Annotated in this window: 26 protein-coding genes and 1 tRNA gene; 22 read left to right on the top strand and 5 right to left on the bottom strand. The window is 40.2% G+C overall.

The window, feature by feature from the left end; all coding sequences use genetic code 11:
• The first annotated feature begins 25 nt into the window (after nucleotides 1-25).
• From yjbM to E2R51_RS06215, 3 genes are read left to right on the top strand one after another with little or no spacing between them, the layout of a single operon-like run.
• On the top strand, nucleotides 26-709 hold the full coding sequence (yjbM, locus tag E2R51_RS06225) for a GTP diphosphokinase (protein WP_133376135.1): 684 nt from the start codon (nucleotides 26-28) through the stop codon (nucleotides 707-709).
• 14 nt (nucleotides 710-723) lie between these two features.
• Complete coding sequence (locus E2R51_RS06220) at nucleotides 724-1,518, top strand: NAD kinase (RefSeq protein ID WP_133376134.1); 795 nt, start codon at nucleotides 724-726, stop codon at nucleotides 1,516-1,518.
• A 9-nt stretch (nucleotides 1,519-1,527) separates the two neighbouring features.
• Nucleotides 1,528-2,421, top strand: a complete 894-nt coding sequence (locus tag E2R51_RS06215) for an RluA family pseudouridine synthase (protein ID WP_133376133.1) — start codon at nucleotides 1,528-1,530, stop codon at nucleotides 2,419-2,421.
• A 47-nt stretch (nucleotides 2,422-2,468) separates the two neighbouring features.
• Here the strand turns inward: E2R51_RS06215 and prpE are convergent, their stop codons facing one another.
• Nucleotides 2,469-3,206: a bis(5'-nucleosyl)-tetraphosphatase PrpE gene (prpE, locus tag E2R51_RS06210; protein ID WP_133376132.1), complete on the bottom strand. Its 738-nt coding sequence runs from the start codon at nucleotides 3,204-3,206 to the stop codon at nucleotides 2,469-2,471.
• Nucleotides 3,207-3,335: 129 nt separating this feature from the next.
• Between prpE and mgtE the strand changes: the two genes are divergently transcribed.
• The 3 genes from mgtE (at nucleotide 3,336) to E2R51_RS06195 (ending at nucleotide 6,384) form a co-directional block, all read left to right on the top strand.
• Nucleotides 3,336-4,712: a magnesium transporter gene (gene mgtE / locus E2R51_RS06205; RefSeq protein WP_483299907.1), complete on the top strand. Its 1,377-nt coding sequence runs from the start codon at nucleotides 3,336-3,338 to the stop codon at nucleotides 4,710-4,712.
• Nucleotides 4,713-4,824: 112 nt separating this feature from the next.
• Complete coding sequence (gene fabI / locus E2R51_RS06200) at nucleotides 4,825-5,598, top strand: enoyl-ACP reductase FabI (protein ID WP_133376131.1); 774 nt, start codon at nucleotides 4,825-4,827, stop codon at nucleotides 5,596-5,598.
• A 264-nt stretch (nucleotides 5,599-5,862) separates the two neighbouring features.
• Nucleotides 5,863-6,384: a CotO family spore coat protein gene (locus E2R51_RS06195; protein WP_165967151.1), complete on the top strand. Its 522-nt coding sequence runs from the start codon at nucleotides 5,863-5,865 to the stop codon at nucleotides 6,382-6,384.
• 219 nt (nucleotides 6,385-6,603) lie between these two features.
• Here the strand turns inward: E2R51_RS06195 and E2R51_RS06190 are convergent, their stop codons facing one another.
• Nucleotides 6,604-7,110: a CotY/CotZ family spore coat protein gene (locus tag E2R51_RS06190; RefSeq protein WP_133376129.1), complete on the bottom strand. Its 507-nt coding sequence runs from the start codon at nucleotides 7,108-7,110 to the stop codon at nucleotides 6,604-6,606.
• Nucleotides 7,111-7,274: 164 nt separating this feature from the next.
• On the opposite strand from E2R51_RS06190, the gene E2R51_RS06185 reads away from it, so the two are divergent.
• The 6 genes from E2R51_RS06185 (at nucleotide 7,275) to spoVIF (ending at nucleotide 10,176) form a co-directional block, all read left to right on the top strand.
• Entirely contained in the window at nucleotides 7,275-7,706 is a 432-nt protein-coding gene (locus E2R51_RS06185; protein ID WP_133376128.1) for a sporulation protein, read from the top strand.
• 11 nt (nucleotides 7,707-7,717) lie between these two features.
• Entirely contained in the window at nucleotides 7,718-8,185 is a 468-nt protein-coding gene (spoVAC, locus tag E2R51_RS06180) for a stage V sporulation protein AC (RefSeq protein ID WP_133376127.1), read from the top strand.
• Nucleotides 8,182-9,225, top strand: coding sequence for a stage V sporulation protein AD (gene spoVAD / locus E2R51_RS06175; protein WP_133376126.1), 1,044 nt, complete (start codon nucleotides 8,182-8,184; stop codon nucleotides 9,223-9,225). The genes spoVAC and spoVAD overlap by 4 nt, the downstream gene beginning before the upstream one ends.
• A gap of 3 nt (nucleotides 9,226-9,228) precedes the next feature.
• Nucleotides 9,229-9,585 carry a stage V sporulation protein AE gene (gene spoVAE / locus E2R51_RS06170; protein ID WP_133376125.1) on the top strand — a complete coding sequence of 119 codons (357 nt, stop codon included), beginning with the start codon at nucleotides 9,229-9,231 and terminating at the stop codon, nucleotides 9,583-9,585.
• Nucleotides 9,586-9,668: 83 nt separating this feature from the next.
• Nucleotides 9,669-9,812 (top strand): YjcZ family sporulation protein, encoded by a 144-nt coding sequence (locus E2R51_RS06165; protein WP_133376124.1) that lies wholly within the window; start codon nucleotides 9,669-9,671, stop codon nucleotides 9,810-9,812.
• Nucleotides 9,813-9,918: 106 nt separating this feature from the next.
• Nucleotides 9,919-10,176: a sporulation-specific transcription regulator SpoVIF gene (spoVIF, locus tag E2R51_RS06160; protein WP_306462113.1), complete on the top strand. Its 258-nt coding sequence runs from the start codon at nucleotides 9,919-9,921 to the stop codon at nucleotides 10,174-10,176.
• Nucleotides 10,177-10,569: 393 nt separating this feature from the next.
• Here spoVIF and E2R51_RS06155 read toward each other — a convergent pair whose 3' ends face one another.
• The 3 genes from E2R51_RS06155 to E2R51_RS06145 all read right to left on the bottom strand — a co-directional run bounded on the left by E2R51_RS06155 (nucleotide 10,570) and on the right by E2R51_RS06145 (nucleotide 12,332).
• Nucleotides 10,570-10,992 carry a GNAT family N-acetyltransferase gene (locus tag E2R51_RS06155; protein ID WP_133376123.1) on the bottom strand — a complete coding sequence of 141 codons (423 nt, stop codon included), beginning with the start codon at nucleotides 10,990-10,992 and terminating at the stop codon, nucleotides 10,570-10,572.
• A gap of 3 nt (nucleotides 10,993-10,995) precedes the next feature.
• Nucleotides 10,996-11,511, bottom strand: coding sequence for a YjcG family protein (locus E2R51_RS06150; RefSeq protein ID WP_133376354.1), 516 nt, complete (start codon nucleotides 11,509-11,511; stop codon nucleotides 10,996-10,998).
• A gap of 86 nt (nucleotides 11,512-11,597) precedes the next feature.
• Nucleotides 11,598-12,332 (bottom strand): alpha/beta hydrolase, encoded by a 735-nt coding sequence (locus E2R51_RS06145; RefSeq protein ID WP_133376122.1) that lies wholly within the window; start codon nucleotides 12,330-12,332, stop codon nucleotides 11,598-11,600.
• 133 nt (nucleotides 12,333-12,465) lie between these two features.
• Here E2R51_RS06145 and E2R51_RS06140 point away from each other — a divergent pair, with 133 nt between their 5' ends.
• The 10 genes from E2R51_RS06140 to E2R51_RS06100 all read left to right on the top strand — a co-directional run bounded on the left by E2R51_RS06140 (nucleotide 12,466) and on the right by E2R51_RS06100 (nucleotide 20,316).
• On the top strand, nucleotides 12,466-13,005 hold the full coding sequence (locus tag E2R51_RS06140; RefSeq protein ID WP_133376353.1) for a phosphatidylglycerophosphatase A family protein: 540 nt from the start codon (nucleotides 12,466-12,468) through the stop codon (nucleotides 13,003-13,005).
• Between the two features lie 238 nt (nucleotides 13,006-13,243).
• A complete protein-coding gene (locus tag E2R51_RS06135) occupies nucleotides 13,244-14,230 on the top strand; it encodes a TAXI family TRAP transporter solute-binding subunit (protein WP_133376121.1) in 987 nt (328 codons plus the stop codon).
• Nucleotides 14,231-14,303: 73 nt separating this feature from the next.
• On the top strand, nucleotides 14,304-14,849 hold the full coding sequence (locus E2R51_RS06130; protein WP_133376120.1) for a DUF1850 domain-containing protein: 546 nt from the start codon (nucleotides 14,304-14,306) through the stop codon (nucleotides 14,847-14,849).
• Nucleotides 14,827-16,815, top strand: a complete 1,989-nt coding sequence (locus E2R51_RS06125; protein WP_133376119.1) for a TRAP transporter permease — start codon at nucleotides 14,827-14,829, stop codon at nucleotides 16,813-16,815. The genes E2R51_RS06130 and E2R51_RS06125 overlap by 23 nt, the downstream gene beginning before the upstream one ends.
• A gap of 160 nt (nucleotides 16,816-16,975) precedes the next feature.
• Nucleotides 16,976-17,047, top strand: a tRNA-Val gene (locus E2R51_RS06120).
• 142 nt (nucleotides 17,048-17,189) lie between these two features.
• Nucleotides 17,190-18,059, top strand: coding sequence for a type II toxin-antitoxin system SpoIISA family toxin (locus tag E2R51_RS06115; protein WP_133376118.1), 870 nt, complete (start codon nucleotides 17,190-17,192; stop codon nucleotides 18,057-18,059).
• Between the two features lie 74 nt (nucleotides 18,060-18,133).
• Nucleotides 18,134-18,355, top strand: coding sequence for a hypothetical protein (locus E2R51_RS06110; protein ID WP_133376117.1), 222 nt, complete (start codon nucleotides 18,134-18,136; stop codon nucleotides 18,353-18,355).
• Between the two features lie 118 nt (nucleotides 18,356-18,473).
• Nucleotides 18,474-18,617 carry a hypothetical protein gene (locus E2R51_RS19750; RefSeq protein ID WP_165967149.1) on the top strand — a complete coding sequence of 48 codons (144 nt, stop codon included), beginning with the start codon at nucleotides 18,474-18,476 and terminating at the stop codon, nucleotides 18,615-18,617.
• Nucleotides 18,618-18,724: 107 nt separating this feature from the next.
• Nucleotides 18,725-19,021: a hypothetical protein gene (locus E2R51_RS06105; RefSeq protein ID WP_133376116.1), complete on the top strand. Its 297-nt coding sequence runs from the start codon at nucleotides 18,725-18,727 to the stop codon at nucleotides 19,019-19,021.
• 155 nt (nucleotides 19,022-19,176) lie between these two features.
• Nucleotides 19,177-20,316 (top strand): zinc-dependent alcohol dehydrogenase, encoded by a 1,140-nt coding sequence (locus E2R51_RS06100; protein WP_133376115.1) that lies wholly within the window; start codon nucleotides 19,177-19,179, stop codon nucleotides 20,314-20,316.
• Nucleotides 20,317-20,333: the final 17 nt, after the last annotated feature.

Below are 20,333 nucleotides of genomic sequence, written 5' to 3'. Positions count from 1 at the left end.
CTCCAATACTATTGAGGTGATGGGCATGAATCATTGGGAATCCTTTATTGAACCATATAAACAGGCAGTTGATGAATTAAAAACAAAATTAAAAGGCATGAGAAATCAATTTCAGCTGCAGCAGTCCCATTCTCCTATTGAATTTGTAACGGGAAGAGTTAAACCAATTGCCAGCATATTGGATAAAGCAAATGAAAAAGATGTGCCTCTGGAAAAATTGGCAACTGAAATGCAGGATATTGCGGGATTGCGCATGATGTGCCAGTTTGTGGATGATATTGAAAAAGTAGTGGAATTACTGAGAAAACGCAAGGATTTCACGATCGTTGAAGAAAAAGATTATATTTCACATAAAAAGCAGAGCGGTTACCGCTCATATCATGTAATTATTGAATATCCCGTACAAACAATAGAGGGTGAAAAAAATATACTGGCTGAAATTCAAATACGCACCCTGGCAATGAATTTTTGGGCTACGATTGAGCATTCTCTGAATTATAAATATCAGGGGCAGTTCCCGAAGGATATTCAAAATCGCTTGCAGCGGGCAGCTGAAGCAGCCTTTAGATTAGATGAAGAAATGTCAGAGATTCGGGAAGAAATTCAGGAAGCACAAGCATTTTTTCAAGAGAAGAAGGTAGATCAGGTTAAGGATCAGAGCAAAGAGCGCTCAAGCAGGAGAAGAAGCTATGGGGACCGTCGAGGATAAGGAGTGAACCTGTAATGAAATTTGCGATAACATCTAAAGGTGACGCTAAATCAAACGCACTCATGCACAAAATGAGAACGTATTTGAAGGATTTTAATTTAGTTTATGATGAGGACGAACCCGAGATTGTCATATCAGTAGGCGGGGACGGCACGTTGCTTTATGCTTTTCATCGTTACAGCTCCCGGCTATCCGAAACAGCATTTGTTGGTGTTCATACAGGACATCTTGGTTTTTATGCGGACTGGGTTCCGGATGAAATCGAAAAGCTGGTTATTGCTATAGCGAAAACACCCTACCAAATCATTGAATATCCCTTAATTGAAGCCATCATTCGATACAAAAGCGGCGGGCGTGAAACAAGATATTTAGCCCTTAATGAATCGACCGTTAAAAGTGTGGATGGCACACTCGTCATGGATGTTGAAATACGCGGACAGCATTTTGAAATTTTCAGAGGGGACGGTCTTTGTTTATCCACTCCATCTGGAAGTACTGCCTATAACAAGGCGTTGGGCGGAGCTATAATCCACCCTTCTCTGCCTTCGATCCAATTAGCTGAAATGGCATCGATCAATAACCGGGTGTTCAGAACGGTTGGGTCGCCTTTAATAATGCCTGCGCATCATACCTGTATGCTTAAACCAGTAAATAGATCAGATTTCCTAATCACGATTGACCATTTAACTTTAGTACATAAAGATGTAAAATCGATTCAATATCGCGTAGCGGATGAGAAAATTCGATTCGCACGATTCAGGCCTTTTCCTTTTTGGAAGAGAGTACATGATTCATTTATTGACGGATAAGGAGATACCATGAACCAACCGCAGCTTACCCTGCAATGGGCTGTAGCAGAGCCTGAACAGGACCAGTTATTAAGAGATTTCTTGAAGTGCAAGGATATTTCCAAACGTTCATTGACACACATAAAATACGACGGCGGAAAAATAGAAGTTAATGGCGTGGAATCGACTGTCAGAAGGAAGCTTGCCAAAGGGGATGAGGTGAAAATCACATTCCCTGTGGAAAAAAGAAGCAGGACATTAAAAGGGGAACCGATTCAATTAGATGTCTTATATGAAGATGACTGGGTGTTAGTGATTAACAAACCTCCTTATATGAATACAATCCCGTCACGAGAACATCCATTTGGCAGCGTGGCTAACGCCATTACAGGAAAATATGAACTCCAGAATTATCCTGGTGCAGTTCATATTGCAACCAGATTAGACCGGGACACCTCTGGCATCATGCTTGTAGCTAAACATACGCATGCTCATCACTTAATAAGCAAGATGCAGCAGGGAGGAAGTGTCCATCGTTTTTATACAGCCATTGTCCACGGGCGCATAAATCCGCCAGAAGGAGTTATTTGCTCTCCTATCGGACGGAAAAATTCAAGTATTATTGAGCGCGAAGTGAGGGAGGATGGACAAAAAGCCATTACTCATTATAAAACGATAATCAGCCGCCCTGACATCACAGTAGTTCAATTAAAGCTTGAAACAGGGCGCACTCACCAGATCAGGGTTCATTTGCAGTCAATAGGCCATCCTATTATGGGCGACGACTTATACGGCGGAAGGCAGGAGTTAATCAGCCGCCAGGCTCTGAATTGCAGTGAATTGAACTTCATTCATCCATTCACTGGATTGCCGATGACATTCAAAGTTCCATTGCCGGAAGATATGCATGCTCTTTTATCGTAAACATGCAGAAAGCGCACAATAGCTGTGTGCTTTCTGCATGTTTATTCTCAGTCAAAATCCCGAAACTTTTCTTCAATGAAATCCATACCTGACTGTATTGACACAACTTCCATCTCAGGATAACGAAGTGCCGATAGTAAATTTCCAAATACAGCTCCCGTATCAATGTTAACCGTTTGATTTTTAAATCGGACCTGATGAACAGGAGTATGGCCATACACGACCCAGGCGTCGCCGTTATATTCTCTCGCCCAGTCTCTTCGGACCGGAAGCCCTTTACTGTTTATTTCTCCAGTAATATCACCATAAAGAACAAACGTCGTAATTTGTTTGCTCAATTTTCCAATATCCTTGTGGCGGATTCCTGCATGGGCAATGACCAGCTTACCGTTGTCGAGTACCTGGTATAGTGGAGATTTTTCGTATAGCTCGATAAATTTTTTTGTAATTAGCTCTTTTTCGTCAGAATCCAGCCGATTTAATTCATCCACGGTTGTTTCTAAACCATGAATTATTTTAACATTATTGCCTTTTAAATAGCGATAAAGCTTATTGCAGTGGTTTCCTGGAACATAATAGGCGGCATCATGGGTAAACAGATGATAAACATCATTTATAACACCAAGTGAATCCGGTCCGCGATCGGTTAAATCACCAACAAAACCGAGCTTTCTGCCATCAGGATGAACAGGCAGCCCATCAGTCCATTTATAACCCAGCTTTTCAGTCAAAGCGACCCATTCCTTTCGGCAGCCATGAATGTCACCAATTATATCTATAAGCATAAAAGGCCTCCCTTAAAAGATGATAATGAAAAGAGTTTAACACGTTTCTATAAGATAAATAAGCGACAAGTACCAGAGAATCTGCTAGTATAATGATGATTTATTGTTGAAGAAAGGAGAGTGAACGTGTTGGCGGATCAAAACCAGGAATACGAACAAACCATGCTCGATGAAGAGCTGCTCGTTCGCACTCTTCAAAATCATGAGATTGAATTATTTAGAGAAGAGTATTTTAATCTACATCCATATGACCGGGCGAAGTTCTATCTGCGTTTGCCGGGTGAATTGCGCGAAAGGATATATGAATGTCTATCTCCTGAAGAGATGGCTGACATTTTTGAAAACCTTGATGCAGATGATGAAGAGTATGAACCTATTTTAGCGGAAATGAATCCGCAGTATGCAGCAGATATGTTATCTAATATGTACACGGATGATGCGGTTGATGTACTTAATGAACTTAACAAGGATCAAGTGGCAAGCTACTTAACCATCATGGATAAGTCATCAGCTCAGGAAATTAAAGATTTACTGCATTATGAGGAATATACAGCCGGTTCCATCATGACCACTGAGTTCGTATCAATACCTGAACATTCAACTGTTCGATCTGCAATGGCTATTCTGAGAAATAAAGCTCCCAGTGCAGAAACAATTTATTATACGTTTGTTATAAACGAGGAGCGGCAGCTATCTGGTGTTGTTTCACTTCGGGATCTGATTACGGCTGATGAAGATACACTGATAAAAGAAATAATGTCTGACCGTGTTGTTTCTGTTTCTGTAGGTGTTGACCAGGAGCAAGCAGCGAGAATGATGAAAGATTATGATTTTTTAGCTTTGCCGGTAGTGGATTTTCAAAATCATTTACTTGGAATTATCACAGTAGATGACATAATTGATGTCCTGGATGAAGAGGCATCGGATGATTACTCAAAATTAGCCGGGGTTTCAGACATGGATTCCAGGGACCGGACGCCGTTTGGGGCAGCAAAGAAAAGGCTCCCATGGCTGATCGCACTGTTATTTTTAGGCATGTTAACCGCGAATTTAATCGGCAGGTTTGAAGCGACATTAGAACAGGTGGCAATTTTAGCTGTATTTATCCCTTTGATTGCCGGAATGGCTGGAAACACCGGCACTCAAGCTTTGGCGGTAGCCATTCGAAGCATTGCAACAGGGGATATTAGAGAAGAAAGCAAATGGAAGCTGATCATGCGGGAAGCAGGCACCGGTTTAATTACCGGAACGACCTGTGGAATTATTGTGATCGGAATCGTTTACGTTTGGCAGGGCTCTATTTATCTGGGCATCCTTGTTGGAATATCGATACTGGCATCTTTAGTTGTAGCTACATTGGCCGGATCGCTTGTGCCACTGGTAATGGACAGATTCAATATAGATCCCGCAGTTGCCTCAGGACCTTTTATAACCACCATTAATGATATTTTCAGTATTCTTATTTATTTCGGAATTGCAACTGCCTTTATGAGTTATTTAGTCTAACCAGAGAAGCCAGCATTTTTGATGCTGGTTTTTTTACATTGCTTGTTTAGAGGGATCGTGTTAAATTAGTATCAGGTACTAATAACTTGTTCTAATACGGGAGGATCATATTATGTCTTTATCTTTAAAAGGAAAAACATTCGTAGTAATGGGCGTTGCTAATAAACGGAGTATTGCCTGGGGAATTGCCCGCTCTTTAGATCAGGCAGGGGCATCAATTATTTTTACATATGCTGGTGAACGTTTTGAAAAAGGTGTCAGAGAACTTGCGGAGTCACTTGAAGGTGACCATCCACATGTGCTGCCTTGTGATGTAACTAACGATGAAGAGATTGTACAATGTTTTAATACGATCCAGCAGAAGGTTGGCGTGATTCACGGGGTAGCCCACTGTATCGCATTTGCCCAAAAAGAAGATCTGCAGGGTGAATATTTGAATACAACCCGCGACAGCTTTTTGTTAGCACATAATATTAGCTCTTATTCACTAACAGCTGTTGCGAAGGAAGCACGAAAGCTGATGACTGAAGGCGGAAGTATTGTAACACTAACCTATCTTGGCGGAGAGCGCATTCTGCAAAATTATAATGTTATGGGAGTGGCAAAAGCTTCATTAGAAGCGAGTGTCCGCTACCTTGCAGGGGACTTAGGAAAAGATGGAATTCGAGTAAACTCTATTTCCGCTGGTCCAATCCGAACATTGTCTGCAAAAGGCATTGGCGATTTTAACTCGATTTTAAAAGAAATTGAAGAAAAAGCACCACTTCGCAGAAATACGACGCCAGAGGAAGTTGGAGACACAGCAGCATTCTTATTCAGTGACTATTCACGCGGAATAACAGGAGAAAATTTACATGTGGACTCCGGCTATCATATTGTAGGCTAATGTTTAAATGGTAAATTAAGACAAAAACCATAAGAATGCTCTCACATCAAAAATTTTCGTGAGAGCATTCTTTTTATATTTTTGATCATCCAATGCAGCGGAAATGAACCGGTCTCCTGTACAGTCTTCATTATATCCCCACACTTACCCTCATTCTATTTCAGGGTCCAGTTATGGAAATACATCTTTTTTTAGCAAAAAATCATCTTTATTTAACTTTCTCATATACTTTATTCAAGAAGACGAATGAGAAAGGGGATTCCCATGAAAAACAAAGATGAAAATAAGCGTTCACATAATCCCTTACTATACATTAATCAGCCTAAATTTGACTGCGCCAAACCTTCGATGCAGCAAGTGTATCAAACCACGCGATCAAAAGAGGCAGATTCAGATGCAAAAATAAAAAAACCAGCTTCAAAGAAAAAATTTAGTGTGGAGCCGCTTGGACATGTGAAGAAAGAAAAAAATCACACTGCTCATAAAGAAGAGCCCGAAGAGGAAATGGAAATACAAGAAGAAACTGCACCAAAACATGATATGAAGAAACCTCGTTTTCAACAATTAAAGCCTTTTAAGGATATGGATGTAGAAGAAAGACTGGATTATTTAAAGCCTTTTATAGGGAAAAAAGCTCCTTTTATGTGCATGTTCGTTTTTAGTGATAAAACACATGTTAGAGGTGTACTGGAATCCTGTGATGAAGAGGAGCTGTGCATTACAGTAAAAGAGGGAGAAATCGTCACGAGAAAAAAAGAGGAGCTTCTGAATATTTTTATTAGCTAATAAAAAGGCCGCCCTGCTGATGCAGGGCGGTTTAATTTGTTCGTAGAAAGATCGAACGGTATATTAAATTAAAGGTAAACAAATACTCGAATAAACATGTAAGTGCTTCAACACGAATGGATTATTGAATTATTACTATGTTATATAAGAGATCTGCCTTCGCATCTATACAGGTTCCCTACCAAGTCCTGATGACGATCAGGGGGGATCGCTTCATCCTCAGTCACAAATATCAAGATATACGTCTTTAATACATTGTACTGCACAGAAGCATTTCAGGTCGACTGTGATACAGCTATCCGTTGCCTCGAAATAATCAACTTTACAAAGCTTGCTTAAATTCAGCTTAGATCCGCAGTCTGTAAACAGGTTTACAGTGTCGCGTTCTTTATCAACTGGCTTAAGCACACGAAGTGTAGCACAGCAGTTATCAAAAATGTCTTCTACTCGGAAGTAGATTGAAATACAGCCGTGTTCTTTTCCATGATTTTCATGGAAAAACGCGTGAAACGGTGAACCATCTTTCGTTTTTAAAACGAATACACGTGTATCCGCAGGATGTCTGCGTGACGGGCTTGTTAGATCTCCAAGTGGCTCCAGGAAGCAGCTAGTCAGACAAGGCGGACATTCTACCTCAGCATCTTGTATATCCTTAATTGCACGTACCACCTCGCATACGCAGCTTTCAAAATCCCTTACGCTATCATTTTTTCCACAACAGCTCATTAATTTCTCCTCCTTTACATTGGATTCTATATAAAGTATTCATCAGGTTCCTTATTGGAATAGTCATGCGCCTTGTTTTTTCTAAATAAGCATGAAATTTTAAAACTGATACAAACTAGATAGGAGTAAAAAACATTTGAACTGAATATTGCGAGGGATGAAAAATGAAAATATGTCGCCTGGGTTTATTAATGATGATTATTTTGCTTCTTGGAGGCTGTGCTGTTTTTCAGAAAGTAGGTCCGGCAGAAATGATTATCCATGATGGACATAAGGATTTGGTGTCATCAATAAAACAGCAAATTGAGGATACGGACGAAATTTATGACACGGTTGTAATCGCAGCCAAAGACAAAATTCTTGTGACGTACAAAGTTCGTCATCTTAACCGGTTTAAGATGAAATCAATTGAAAAGAAGCTTACAACATGGCTGAAAGATGAGTTTCCTGATAAGGATGTAGATGTATCAAGCGATTTTAAAATCTTTCTTGAGTCCTACAACCTCTATGAACAGTGGGAAAAAAAAGAACTGACTGGTCAAGAGGCTGAAAAAAAACTCTATGAGATAATCCATTTAAAAAACGAAATGACTTAGGGGGAGACGTTTTGAAAAAGCAGTCGGCAAGTCAAAAAGCTTATCAGGACCTTGCAGCAGTTCATGACCGGAAGCGTCCTGTTCTGCTGAATTGTGTAAAAGCTTTTCTGGTAGGCGGCCTTATATGTGCGATAGGACAGGCTGTAACCGTAGTATTCGTATTATATTTTTCGTTTACCGAACAAACAGCTGGAAATCCGACTGTGTCGGTAATGATATTTCTTGCAATGATTGTCACCGGGCTGGGACTATACGATAGGCTGGGTCAATTTGCAGGAGCAGGAAGCGCGGTTCCTGTTACGGGCTTTGGTAATGCTATCATCAGCGCTGCCATCGAACATAAAACAGAAGGATATGTGTTGGGGGTAGGAGGGAATATGTTTAAGCTGGCAGGCTCAGTAATCGTCTTTGGCGTGGTATCGGCTTTTTTCCTTGCAATCATTAAAACGCTTCTTATCCAATGGGGAGTGATTGGATGAAACAGGGGAAAACATGGATCTTTCAACATAAACCCTCTATCCTCTCTACAGGAGTAATAGGCGGCCCTTTTGAAAAGAAGAGCCCTTACAGCTCTATTTTTGATGCTTGTAAAGACAGTCTTTGGATGGAGCAGGACAGTTTTGAAAAAGCAAATAGGATCTTAATTGAAGATGCAGTGGATACGGTTCTTTCAAAGTCAGCTGTGCTGGCAGAAGATATTGACGCCCTTTTAATGGGAGATTTAATAAATCAAATTACACCATCAAGTTTAGCTGCCAGAACATTTTCAACCCCTTATTTAGGTTTATTCAGTGCATGTGCCACTTCTATGGAAGGACTTGCTTTATCGGCAGCATTGGTTGACGGCGGTTATTGTGACAATGTGCTGACTGGTGCCTCCAGCCATAATGCAGCAGTCGAAAAGCAATTTCGTTATCCGACTGAGTATGGCGGTCAAAAACCTCCTACCGCACAGTGGACAGTCACTGGAGCAGGTGTTGCTTTAATAGGAAGAGAATCATCACAAAATAAAGCCATTGCACATATTGAAAAAGCAACAATTGGAAAAGTGCTGGATAAAGGAATTAAGGATCCGTTTAATATGGGGGCTGCTATGGCGCCTGCTGCAGCAGATGTGATTGACCGTCATTTTAGGCAGACGAATCAGTCCCCTGAAGATTTCGACCTAATTGTTACCGGGGATTTGGCCTGGATCGGCCATAGTATTACGGAAGATTTATTAAAAGAAAAAGGCTGGCACTTTAAGGAAGAACAATTTCTCGATTGTGGAAAATTGATGTACCTTGATGATCCTGCTGTACAGGCTGGTGCAAGTGGACCGGCTTGTTCCGCAATGATGATTTACAGTCATTTTTTAAAAGAATTAGAAAAAGGTTCAATTAAAAAAATTCTTGCAGTTGCTACAGGAGCTTTATTATCACCTCTTACCTTTCAGCAGGGAGAATCCATCCCCTGTATTGCACACGCTGTTGAACTGGTATGCGCTGATAACAGTTCCAGGCATGGAAGGGAGAGTTAAATCATGTTGCCTTTCTTTTTTTGGGCGTTTGTAGTTGGAGGTTCAATTTGTGTGATTGGACAGCTTTTAATGGATGTCGGGAAGCTGACGCCAGCTCATACTTTAAGCACGCTTGTTGTAGCAGGTGCTGTGCTTGATACAATTGGTCTTTATGAGCCATTAATTGATTTTGCTGGCGCAGGTGCTACAGTTCCTATTACATCATTTGGGAATGCCCTGCTTCACGGGGCTATGGAGGAATCGGAAAAGCATGGAATAATCGGTGTGTTAACCGGTATGTTTAAAGTAACCAGCTCCGGTATATCTGCAGCCATTATTTTTGGCTTTATCGGTGCTGTTTTATTTAAACCAAAAGGATAATCACTCAAAACCCTTATTTCGCCCACGCCTTTGAGTAAAACCACTCATAGTATATGAAAGAAGGAAAGGGGGAGGTGAGGTTCATGTTTGGTTACGGCGGTTACGGTGGCGGCTATGGAGGCTGTGGCTGTGGTTACGGTGGTGGCTACGGTGGTGGCTACTCTACATTCGTTTTAATTGTAGTCCTCTTCATCCTGTTAATTATTGTCGGTGCAAGTTTTTGCTAATACAAATGGTGGAATCCTTTAAGGGTTCCACTTTTTATTTTGAGCTCCTTTTGAACCAATCAGGAAGCCTCTACATATAATGCTAGAGATGATAGAGGAGGGGAATATGATGAATGATGCTTTTTTTAAACGAATTGAACAAAAAACAGGTGTTAGCATGGAGAACGTTTTTTCATTAGCACAGGCATTTCAAAATGCGGACTTTAAAGATGATAAAACAGTACGTAAGCTAATCAAACAAGTATCAACTGTTGCAAATAAGCCGATTACAAAAGAATTGGAAGACAAAATTGTTGAAACGATAACGGCTAAAGGTAAATCAATTGATTTTAATACGATTACCGATATGATCAATAAAAAATAATTCGTTTATCCCAATTGAGTAGTACTCTGCTGTTAATGGGTTAGTTAATGATAAAACAGGGTATTCTTCATTAACAATCCTTTTTTGGGGGGAGGAGTGACAGTTGGGATATATTGAGCCGCGCAGTTCAATTCAGTACCAGCATTACGCTGACAGGGTAAGGAGGAACGACCCCCGGTATCGGATCCTTCCCATTAACCGAATTGCTCCTTATAATTGTTTCACTGGGGCTCAAAAAGTTTGTTTTGACAATCGAAAAGAAGATAAGAAAAAGCTGTCTGACAAAATTCAGCCTTCAGATCATTTTAGATATACAGGAAAAGGTCTTTATATAAATGACTTGATCTAAACAAAAAAAGATGCCAAACGAAGTATTTTCGTCTGGCATCTTTTTTATAAAACTTTTTCCATCGCTCTGTGAGGAATTCCGGCGTCTGAAAATTCTTCTGAAGTAATACGGTAACCCAATTTTTCATAAAATGAAAGAGCCTGCGTTTGGGCATTCAATCGTAACGTTTGAAAACCGTTTTTCCCAGCGAACCTTTCAATTTCTTTCATTATAAATGAGCCGGCGCCTTTCCCACGGTGTGAAGAAAGAATACAAATACGTTCAAATTTTCCCGCGTTATCATAGGAGCGGAATCGTCCGGCACCTATAGGTTCATTTCCGGCATATAAAAGAAAGTGCTCAGAAGTGCTGTCCAGTTCGTCCAGCTCTTCTTCTTCAGGAACGCCCTGTTCTTCTACAAATACCGCTTTTCGCAGGGCAAAAGCAATCTGTTTATCCTGTTCAGTCAAAGCATGTACTACCCTCATATTTTACTCGTCCTTTCCAATACGGAAGGTTTCGTGCACAGTCCATGAACCATTTTCCAATTGGTAAAGCAGGTGGAAACGGTCTACTGTTTCTTCATGGTTCACGCCGGCCATCCGTAAAGATTCATAAACATCCGAATGTTCATCATCCGAGAGTTTTTGCGCAATGGTGATATGAGGCACAAATGAAAACTCCGGCGCACCGCCAAGATCATCAGTATGAAGTGCATCATGAAGAGCAAGCAGTTCAGGGGTTGAATCCACCTTCATGTAAATGACATTGTTGACAGGCTGAAAAGAACTGATCTTAAACGCACGTAAGGTAAAGGGTTTTGTTTGTTCCCCAACTTTCGCTAACTTTTTCGCAATTTCACGAATTTCCTCATCTGTTGCTTCAAACGGATTCTTTATTGTAAGATGCGGCGGTATTAATGAATAATGAGGATCATACCTTTTTCGGTAAGAATTTGCTAAATCTTGTAGCTTTTTAGATGGGAAAACTGCAATTCCAAATTTCATCATCTTTTATACCTCCTCGTGAACTAATCAATAAGCATATAAATTCTTCTTCATTATATCAAATGGGTGATAAGAAAAGAAAAAAATTAATAAGGCGTTTTGCTAAACATCATTTTCATAACGCGTTCCAAATCCGGCTGCCAATACTTCCATGTATGTCCGCCGTCAAATTCTTCATAAAAGACAGAAAAATTCTGTCGAATCATCAACTGATGAAGCTGTCGATTTGGAGACAGGAAATCTTCTTCTGAGCCTCTTGTTGTTTTCACCGCTGTTTCACCTTTGCCAATAATATGGTATACATTCAATAAATGTACGTCCTGAAAGGATTTGACTGCATCCAAAACCCCGTCATTTACTAAAGGTGACTGCATAATGACCCGGCCGAATGTATGGGGATATTTAAGGGCGGCTTTAAAGGATACAGTACCAGCCAGAGAATCCCCAATCAATGCCCGGCCAAGCCCCATTTGATAGGTGGGAAATGCTGAATCGATATATGGAACAAGTTCACGTGCCAGAAAACGAATATAGGCTTCGTGCTGTTCACCATCCGGATGATATTTTCGGGACCGGTCTTTAACATCTTTATATGGAACCCCTACGATAATAATGTTCTCAATTTCCTGCTCAGTTAATAATTTGTCGGTTAATCGGGGGAGGCGCCCCAGTTGAAAATAATCTTTGCCATCCTGAGCAATTAAAACCGTATACTTATAAAGAGGGGTATAATTATGAGGCAGATAAATGAGCAGTGTCATTTCTTCCTGAAGAGCATCGCTGTATAATTTGTGCTCATTAATTGTGCCGGTGTTAGACATGATTTGTTCCTCCATTTCACTTTCATCAAAAATAATTTGAAGCGTTTACAGATAGATTGTATCATAAGATCTTAGACATCTTGCCTTGGAAGCATTGATTTCTTGGCTAAATTAGGGGGCTGTTCAATTGAAAATTGAAAGAGTGCATTCACATGAAGTAACCAAGGCTGCCCATGCATGCTTATCGGATCGTGGAGTAACGATAATGGATGTTGCAGAGATCGTTATGCAGATGCAGGGACCTTATAATGATAAATTAACGATAGAAGAATGCGTTGACAGTGTCGAAAAAGTTCTGCTGAAAAGAGAGATCCAGCATGCGCTTTTAGTCGGTGTTGAACTGGACCGCCTGGCGGAACAAAAAAAGCTGTCAGAGCCCTTGCAATCAATTATAGAAGCGGATGAAGGGCTGTTTGGAGTCGATGAAACCATTGCTCTTGGTGCTTCTTTGGGATATGGGAGCATAGCAGTTACAACATTTGGACATTTGGATAAAAATAAAATTGGCATTATCGCCAAGCTCGATACCAAAGTAGGAGGAGGCGTGCATACATTTTTGGATGATATGATCGCGAGCATAGCAGCAAATGCATCTTCAAGGCTCGCTCATCGCAAGCGTGACATCGAAGAAAACCTCCCTAAAGAAGAAAGACGAATAATTGAAGATGAATAAATGAAGAAAATACCATGCAATTTTTATACACAAAGCACTGTGGTCAAATTGTGACAAAATATCCTATGTAATGTTGTTATTTTCTTGTAACATATAATAAAACACATTCAAAGCCTTATAAATCAGTGTTTATAAGGCTTTTGTTGTGCCTGTTATTCAATTGCATTTGACAAAAATGTAATATAGCGTGATAAAATAGTATACGTAGTAATGTAATTTTATAAAAGGGGGAAATTCAATGCAAAAGAAGAAGTTATTTCTGGGCTTCATTATGATGTTAGCCTTGACGATGATCCTGGCTGCTTGCGGAGGGGACGACAGCAGCGATAACGGCGGCGGAGAAGGCGAAAGTAATCCTGATTTCATTGGCCTTGCTACCGGAGGGACTGGCGGTACATATTATCCGCTTGGTGGTACTTTTTCAAATCTTATTGAAGATGCTACAGGTATAACAACTGATGCGGTGACATCAAACGCATCTGCAGAAAATATGGCGATGATTGATAACAATGAAGTGGAAATTGCCTTTGTACAGACTGATATTGCCTCTTATGCAGTAGAGGGTACACAAATGTTTGAAGCTCCCATTGAAACCATTCAGGGACTTGGAACACTTTATCCGGAAACAATCCAAATTGTTACAACTGCAGACTCTGGAATTGAATCTGTTGAAGACCTTAAGGGTAAAACAGTTTCAGTAGGGGAGTCAGGTTCAGGAACCAGATTAAATGCTGAACAGATCCTTGGCGCACATGATATTTCATTTGATGACATGGACGTTCAAAACCTATCCTTTGACGATTCTGCAACGGGGATTCAGGATGGTTCTATTGATGCAGCATTTATCACGGGAGGTACGCCAACAGGGGCAGTTGAAGGCTTAGCTGCACAAGTTGATGTTGTCATTGTACCGATTGAAGAAGATAAGGCGCAGGCGCTGATGGATGAGTATTCTTTCTATTCAACAGACGAAGTGCCGTCTGGCATCTATGGTCTTGAATCCGCTGTGCCAACTGTTGCTGTTCAAGCAATGCTTGCAGTGTCATCTGAACTTTCAGAGGATTTAGTCTATGAGATTACCAAATCAATTTATGACAATACCGATTCGATCTCCCATCCAAAAGGTGAATTTATTTCAGCCGATACAGCGCTGCAAGGCATAGGAATTGAAGTGCATCCAGGTGCACAGAAATACTATGACGAAAAAGGCGTAGAAGCAGAATAAGGGCAAGGGACGAATACTGGCGAACAGGTCCATTTTTGGGCCTGTTTGCTTGTTACTATGGAGATGACCCAAAATGTACGAAAGCAATAAAAAAATAATATGGCTTATGACCCTATCTGCACTTATAATAATTTCTGTGATAATTATTTTTTTACCGGTAAAAAAAGCTTTGGTATTCTCAGATCTCAGATCAAATAATTTGTTATCGTACCTCTCGGTTGAGAAGGAGCAAGTTTTTCAGCTTGAATATATCCATTCCATCCACCGGTCTGCTGTGGTGGATACATACAAAGTTTTACCTGATAACCGAATTCAGCAAACCGCTCTCCAATACGAAGACATGGCTATTGGCATGCCATCAAACGCATTATTCAAAGGGGAAAAGTTTGTAGAAAAAGATGGAAAATACTTTATTGAGAATATGAATAGGATATTTCCATCCATAAATTTAGGAACAAGCCAGGTGGTAGTGAGTCACAAAATAATTTTGTCAAATCAGGTGTATAAGCTTGATGACTATATACAGCCTGGTTCTTTAGTTAAGTTTGAAGTAAAAAATTTAACATTGCTGCAACTGATGAGAGGAGTGAAAATGAATGGAAAAAGATCAAAAGACTAATGAACATACTGTTCAAAATAAAGAAGCTTTTACAGAGGAACAGCAGAAGGAATTGCTGGCAAAATACGATCCTGAAGCCAGAACACGGGAGTATAAAGGGTTTTTAAATTGGGTTGTATTTATTGGACTGGTCGCATTTTCAGTTTTTCAAATTTATGCGGCGATCACGCAGTCAATTCCCAGACAAACCCTATTGTCCATTCACTTAGGGTTCGCCCTTACACTGGTATTCTTATTATTTCCTGCACGAAAAAAATCTGTGCATCAAACCAGATTGCCCTGGTATGACGGCATACTGGCTGCCATCTCAATATGGGTGGGAGCATATTATCCGCTAAATGAAGAACGGATTGTCAATACCATTGGAAGTATTTCACCATTGGATTTTTGGACTGGACTTATTGCTATTTTATTAGTGCTTGAAGCAACAAGAAGAGCAGTCGGTTTACCAATCACGGTTATTGCCAGTTTATTTTTGGCCTATGCCTACTTTGGACCGCAGATGCCCGGATTCCTCCGACACAGAGGATTGGATATTGAAGCGCTGGTAAATACCATGTTCATCTCATCTGAGGGCATATTTGGAACACCTTTATATGTCTCAGCCACATTTATCTTTTTGTTTTTATTATTTGGTGCATTTCTCGTGAAAACGGGAATAGGACAATATTTCAACGACCTTGCTGTTGCCTTTGCGGGGAAAAGGGTTGGCGGACCTGCAAAGGTTGCCATTTTCTCCAGTGCCCTGCAGGGGACGATCAGCGGAAGCTCGGTTGCTAATGTTGTCACTTCAGGTTCATTTACGATACCGATGATGAAAAGACTGGGCTACCGGAAAGAGTTTGCCGGCGGGGTTGAGGCGGCAGCATCTACCGGCGGACAATTGATGCCTCCAATCATGGGAGCAGCTGCATTTTTAATGGTCGAATTCATCGGTGGTGTCACCTACTGGGAAATTGCAAAGGCAGCTACTATACCTGCACTTTTATATTTCTCCGGCATTTGGATTATAACGCATTTTGAAGCAAAAAGAATTGGCCTGACCGGGCTTCCGGATAAAGATATTCCGAAAAAATCAGTTGTACTAAAAAAAATCTATTTACTGACACCCATTTTTGCTGTCGTATTTTTATTGCTTGATGGCAATTCAATTATTCGTGCAGCACTTTATTCGATTGTTGTAACAATTCTTGTCAGTTTGATTCGAAAAGACACAAGAATTAACCTGAAGAAATTTGTTGATGGTCTTGCGGATGGAGCAAGAACTGCCTTATCGGTAGCTGTGGCAACAGCCTGTGCAGGTCTGATTGTTGGAGTTGTAACCAGAACAGGTCTGGGGCTGAAGCTCGCAAATGGTCTTGTTGATTTATCCGGCGGGATACTGCTGCTTACGTTGTTCTTCACGATGGTTGCAGCCATTATTTTAGGAATGGGTTCACCAACAACAGCCAATTATGTAATCACAGCTACCATAGCTGCACCGGCCTTGATATTGCTGGATGTACCTCCTTTAGCTGCCCATCTATTCGTATTTTATTTTGGTATTGTAGCTGATATCACTCCTCCAGTAGCTTTAGCAGCGTTTGCGGCCGCAGGGGTATCAGGCGGGGAACCGATAAAAACCGGTGTCAATGCAGCTAAGCTTGCTATTGGCGCATTTATCATTCCATATATGTTCGTGCTTTCTCCGCAGCTTCTTTTGATTGATACCAATGCTTTGGAGATTGGAATATCCGTTATTACTGCCCTGGCAGGCATGACTGCCATCGGGGCAGCCGTCATCGGGTACTGGTACCGCAGAGTTCATCCAATCGAACGACTTCTCGCAGCAGCAGCGGGATTAATGCTCATCTATCCTGAAGGGCTGACAGATATATTGGGAGCGGTGCTATTTATTGCCTTACTTATTCTTCAACTTGTATGGAAACGTAAAGATACAAATAAAGTACAAACAGCTCAAGCGTAATTTACCTGAACCTGACGAGAAATTCGTCAGGTTCTTTTAAATAAAGGAACAAGTTAATTTTATGTAAAAAAGGATTGACGAACGATTTTTTATCGAATAAAATTATAAATGTCGTTAACGATTCTATGCAGTAAGTTAATGAAATAACAATTAAAACAAAGATCTGGTAGTTCAGCGGGAGAATACATCCTTGACAGGGATGGGGTCGGGGGTTCGAATCCCTCCCAGATCATCGATTAAAAAACACACTTTGTCTGAGGTGTGTTTTTTTATGTTTTATTTAGAGAAAACATGATTTAAAAAGGAGTTTTCTTCCTTTTATCGAATATAGTTAAATAAGAGAAATTACAATGACAGACTGGGATGTGAAGTAATTGGTCAAAGAATTTCACTTTTTATGGGTTCAAATAGCTATCGGAACCTTTTTAGTTTTTCTCATAGGAGTTTATATTATAAGCGTGATAAACTTTTTTAAAGTAGACAACCGATATAGAGAAAATCTTCCTTTGTACAGAAAAACACTTTATTTTTTATTTACCGTTTTAATTTGTCTGCTGGGTATGCTAAATCAAATCCGTATTGATGATTGGAGATACTTGTTAATGGCAGCCATAGCTGTGATCTTTACTGACATAGCCGTGCTTTCAACGCCTACCATTACAAAGATATGGAATACAGAATTTGGTTCCCATGATGATGCCAAAAAATATATTCAGCAAAATGCCACAAATGAACGCAATCGCAAAGCCAAACTAAATTATTTTTCTCAGCTGGTTCAAACCGCTCACTTTGTTAAAAGGAAAATTGCAGAGCAAGGTCTTAGTGAAAGAGAAGCGTTTCAAACATTTCTAAGTTATTATCCAAATGAATTTGGTTTAAAAATGGTGTTATATCGAATGGGGACCCGGAGTGAAAATGATGAGGCAATTACAGAAGAATTTCGGGCGCTCATTAACAGAATTGAGCGCGTTCATTCACTTAGCCTGGAGGAAATGGCAGATATACCAAAGGAAGATAGCACCGACAGCCGCTCAACAAGTGAACGTGCAATCCAGCAGGTATGGAATGGCACTGTTCTTGCATTAAATAAAGAGGAGGAAAACATTGCTCATCTTTGTCCGATCTTTATCAGAGGGAAGGATTCCTACGTCATTTTTTTAATAGAAGATACCGGCACATTGTTAGAGCTTGATCCGCTGTTGATTACTGATTTAGCTTATATTTATCTGGGCATCAATGCATAAATGGACTGTTTAGTTGTGATAAATACAGCAAATCGGGTATAATATAATAAACAGGCTGGTAAAGGAGGGTTCTCATGAATCTGATAAGGACACCAATAGGAGTTGGAAGCACACAAAAAATCAAGAGAAAACCCAAACGATTGCACCGTGCCAGTACGACACAGAAGCAAGTAACGCCGCTTGAGGATATGATGCGCGAGTATAATATGCCAATTACACATATAGATGATTCATCTGTCACAGCCCAATCGAAACAGCTAGAGGTACTGCGGAAAAAAGCGTTAAAAAAATTATAATCATTGCTTTTACAATCAATCCTATTAATGCCTGAGGGCTTAATAGGATGTTTTTGTGTATAAAGAAAAATTTCAGCATAGAATACATAACATCCACTGTGAGTAAGGGGGCAAGGTAATGAGTGAAGAGGGAAGCTATGAAGGAATAAAAGGAGGTAATTATCCTATACCCATAAAAATAACGAAGTGGGAAGGAAAAACCAGAGAAGAAAAAAGACATGAAAAGATGCTCAGATCTATTTTAAATCGCCGGAGAATATAATTTTTTAACTATTTTTAGTGTAAAAAATTTAGTTCTTATCGTAGTATATGTTTCCCTGCTTGATCATATCCTGAATTGTACCGTATGGAATTAAAGGAGTTGATTGGATGGTTGAATATGAAATCAAGGCACTTAAAGCGGATGGAGTGAACTTCAACTTTAAAAGAGGCTTCCTTTATCATCAAAAGGACAAGAATTTGCATACATGGGAAATAGAACTATTATGCACAACGGATGACCGGATGATTGAGAAGGGTTTATATAATGATAAGCCCTTTATTATTGATGTGAGCACAGGAAATGGCCATCATTTTGTAGGGGAAGCCCTCATTCACAATGTGAATGAAGGACCCGATGGCTCTAATGTACTGTTTAACGGGCTTGGCGATCTAACAAGTGGATAAGGAATGTCAACGCACTTGCTGTAAGCGGCAAGTGCGTTTTTTATTTCTTTCCTCTTAAATGCAGGTTATTTTTACCATAATAGTGCTTTTATATCAGATTAGTCTGAATAATTGAGGGAATGGTATCTATAGAAAATAAAATAGGAGGTCATCTTATGAAGGGTGTAACATTTCAAGGGTTAAAAGACATGCAGGTAAAAGAAGTGCCTGATGCAAAGCTGCAAAAAAATGATGATATTATTGTTAAAATTACGTCTACAGCTATTTGCGGTTCAGATCTGCATATTTACCAGGGAGCTTTGCCTACGCATAAGGACTATGTAGTGGGCCATGAACCAATGGGCATTGTTGAAGAAGTGGGACCTGATGTAACCAAGGTTAAAAAAGGAGACAGGGTTGTCATTCCATTTAATATTTCATGCGGACAATGCTACTATTGTCAAAATGACTTAGAAAGTCAGTGCGATGAATCAAATCCAAATCCTGAAATCGACACCGGAGGCTATTTCGGTTTTACTGAGCGATATGGGAATCATCCAGGAGGCCAGGCTGAATACCTCAGGGTGCCGTTTGGAAACTTCATGCCGTTTGTTATTCCGAAATCGGTAGAACTGGAGGATGAAGCCTTGCTGTTTATGTCTGATGTGCTGCCTACAGCTTACTGGAGTATCGAAAGCGCAGGTGTAAAAAAAGGAGATACAGTAGCAATACTCGGGTGTGGACCTATCGGCTTGATGGCCCAAAAGTTTGCCTGGATGAAAGGGGCAAAAAGGGTTATTGCCGTAGACAATCTTCCTTACCGTTTAGATCGGGCCAAAAAGATGAACAAGGTTGAGATTTTTAATTTTGATGAGTTTAACGATATGGGTCTTCATATAAAAGAAATAACAGAAGGCGGTGTGGACGCTGTTATTGATTGTGTAGGCATGGATGGAAAAAAATCTGTGATGGAGGAAATTGGCCAAAAATTGAAGCTGCAGGGAGGAACATTAAGCGCTGTTGATATTGCGATTAACGCCGTTAGAAAATTCGGAACGATACAGCTTACTGGCGTCTATGGTTCAATGTATAATATGTTCCCTCTTGGAAACATTTTCGAACGCAATATTGAGTTGAAAATGGGACAAGCCCCTGTTATTCATTACATGCCGAAATTATTTGATATGATTCAATCAGGAGAATTTGATCCGACTGAAATTGTCTCTCATAAAATGAGTCTGGATCAGGCAAGTGAAGCGTATAAAATTTTCAATGATCATGAAGATGAATGTGTAAAGGTAGTGTTGAAGCCTTAATAACTGTTTTTCCTTGT

Source organism: Jeotgalibacillus sp. S-D1, assembly GCF_004358665.1.
GTDB lineage: Bacteria > Bacillota > Bacilli > Bacillales > Jeotgalibacillaceae > Jeotgalibacillus.
Note: the sequence above shows the minus strand (reverse complement) of the source record. Positions and strands in the feature narration are given on the sequence as shown.

What these genes read in the sequence shown, in the direction of transcription:
- spoVAD (WP_133376126.1), top strand. Translation starts at nt 8,182, where the DNA reads ATGAAACAGGGGAAAACATGGATCTTTCAACATAAACCCTCTATCCTC.
- E2R51_RS06220 (WP_133376134.1), top strand. Translation starts at nt 724, where the DNA reads ATGAAATTTGCGATAACATCTAAAGGTGACGCTAAATCAAACGCACTC.
- E2R51_RS06125 (WP_133376119.1), top strand. Translation starts at nt 14,827, where the DNA reads ATGGAAAAAGATCAAAAGACTAATGAACATACTGTTCAAAATAAAGAA.
- E2R51_RS06135 (WP_133376121.1), top strand. Translation starts at nt 13,244, where the DNA reads ATGCAAAAGAAGAAGTTATTTCTGGGCTTCATTATGATGTTAGCCTTG.
- E2R51_RS06165 (WP_133376124.1), top strand. Translation starts at nt 9,669, where the DNA reads ATGTTTGGTTACGGCGGTTACGGTGGCGGCTATGGAGGCTGTGGCTGT.
- E2R51_RS06195 (WP_165967151.1), top strand. Translation starts at nt 5,863, where the DNA reads ATGAAAAACAAAGATGAAAATAAGCGTTCACATAATCCCTTACTATAC.
- E2R51_RS06145 (WP_133376122.1), bottom strand. Translation starts at nt 12,332, where the DNA reads ATGTCTAACACCGGCACAATTAATGAGCACAAATTATACAGCGATGCT.
- E2R51_RS06185 (WP_133376128.1), top strand. Translation starts at nt 7,275, where the DNA reads ATGAAAATATGTCGCCTGGGTTTATTAATGATGATTATTTTGCTTCTT.
- E2R51_RS06130 (WP_133376120.1), top strand. Translation starts at nt 14,304, where the DNA reads ATGTACGAAAGCAATAAAAAAATAATATGGCTTATGACCCTATCTGCA.
- E2R51_RS06100 (WP_133376115.1), top strand. Translation starts at nt 19,177, where the DNA reads ATGAAGGGTGTAACATTTCAAGGGTTAAAAGACATGCAGGTAAAAGAA.
- E2R51_RS06110 (WP_133376117.1), top strand. Translation starts at nt 18,134, where the DNA reads ATGAATCTGATAAGGACACCAATAGGAGTTGGAAGCACACAAAAAATC.
- spoVAE (WP_133376125.1), top strand. Translation starts at nt 9,229, where the DNA reads ATGTTGCCTTTCTTTTTTTGGGCGTTTGTAGTTGGAGGTTCAATTTGT.
- fabI (WP_133376131.1), top strand. Translation starts at nt 4,825, where the DNA reads ATGTCTTTATCTTTAAAAGGAAAAACATTCGTAGTAATGGGCGTTGCT.
- E2R51_RS06155 (WP_133376123.1), bottom strand. Translation starts at nt 10,992, where the DNA reads ATGAGGGTAGTACATGCTTTGACTGAACAGGATAAACAGATTGCTTTT.
- E2R51_RS06150 (WP_133376354.1), bottom strand. Translation starts at nt 11,511, where the DNA reads ATGAAATTTGGAATTGCAGTTTTCCCATCTAAAAAGCTACAAGATTTA.
- spoVIF (WP_306462113.1), top strand. Translation starts at nt 9,919, where the DNA reads ATGATGAATGATGCTTTTTTTAAACGAATTGAACAAAAAACAGGTGTT.
- prpE (WP_133376132.1), bottom strand. Translation starts at nt 3,206, where the DNA reads ATGCTTATAGATATAATTGGTGACATTCATGGCTGCCGAAAGGAATGG.
- E2R51_RS06105 (WP_133376116.1), top strand. Translation starts at nt 18,725, where the DNA reads ATGGTTGAATATGAAATCAAGGCACTTAAAGCGGATGGAGTGAACTTC.
- E2R51_RS06190 (WP_133376129.1), bottom strand. Translation starts at nt 7,110, where the DNA reads ATGAGCTGTTGTGGAAAAAATGATAGCGTAAGGGATTTTGAAAGCTGC.
- E2R51_RS19750 (WP_165967149.1), top strand. Translation starts at nt 18,474, where the DNA reads ATGAGTGAAGAGGGAAGCTATGAAGGAATAAAAGGAGGTAATTATCCT.
- E2R51_RS06215 (WP_133376133.1), top strand. Translation starts at nt 1,528, where the DNA reads ATGAACCAACCGCAGCTTACCCTGCAATGGGCTGTAGCAGAGCCTGAA.
- yjbM (WP_133376135.1), top strand. Translation starts at nt 26, where the DNA reads ATGAATCATTGGGAATCCTTTATTGAACCATATAAACAGGCAGTTGAT.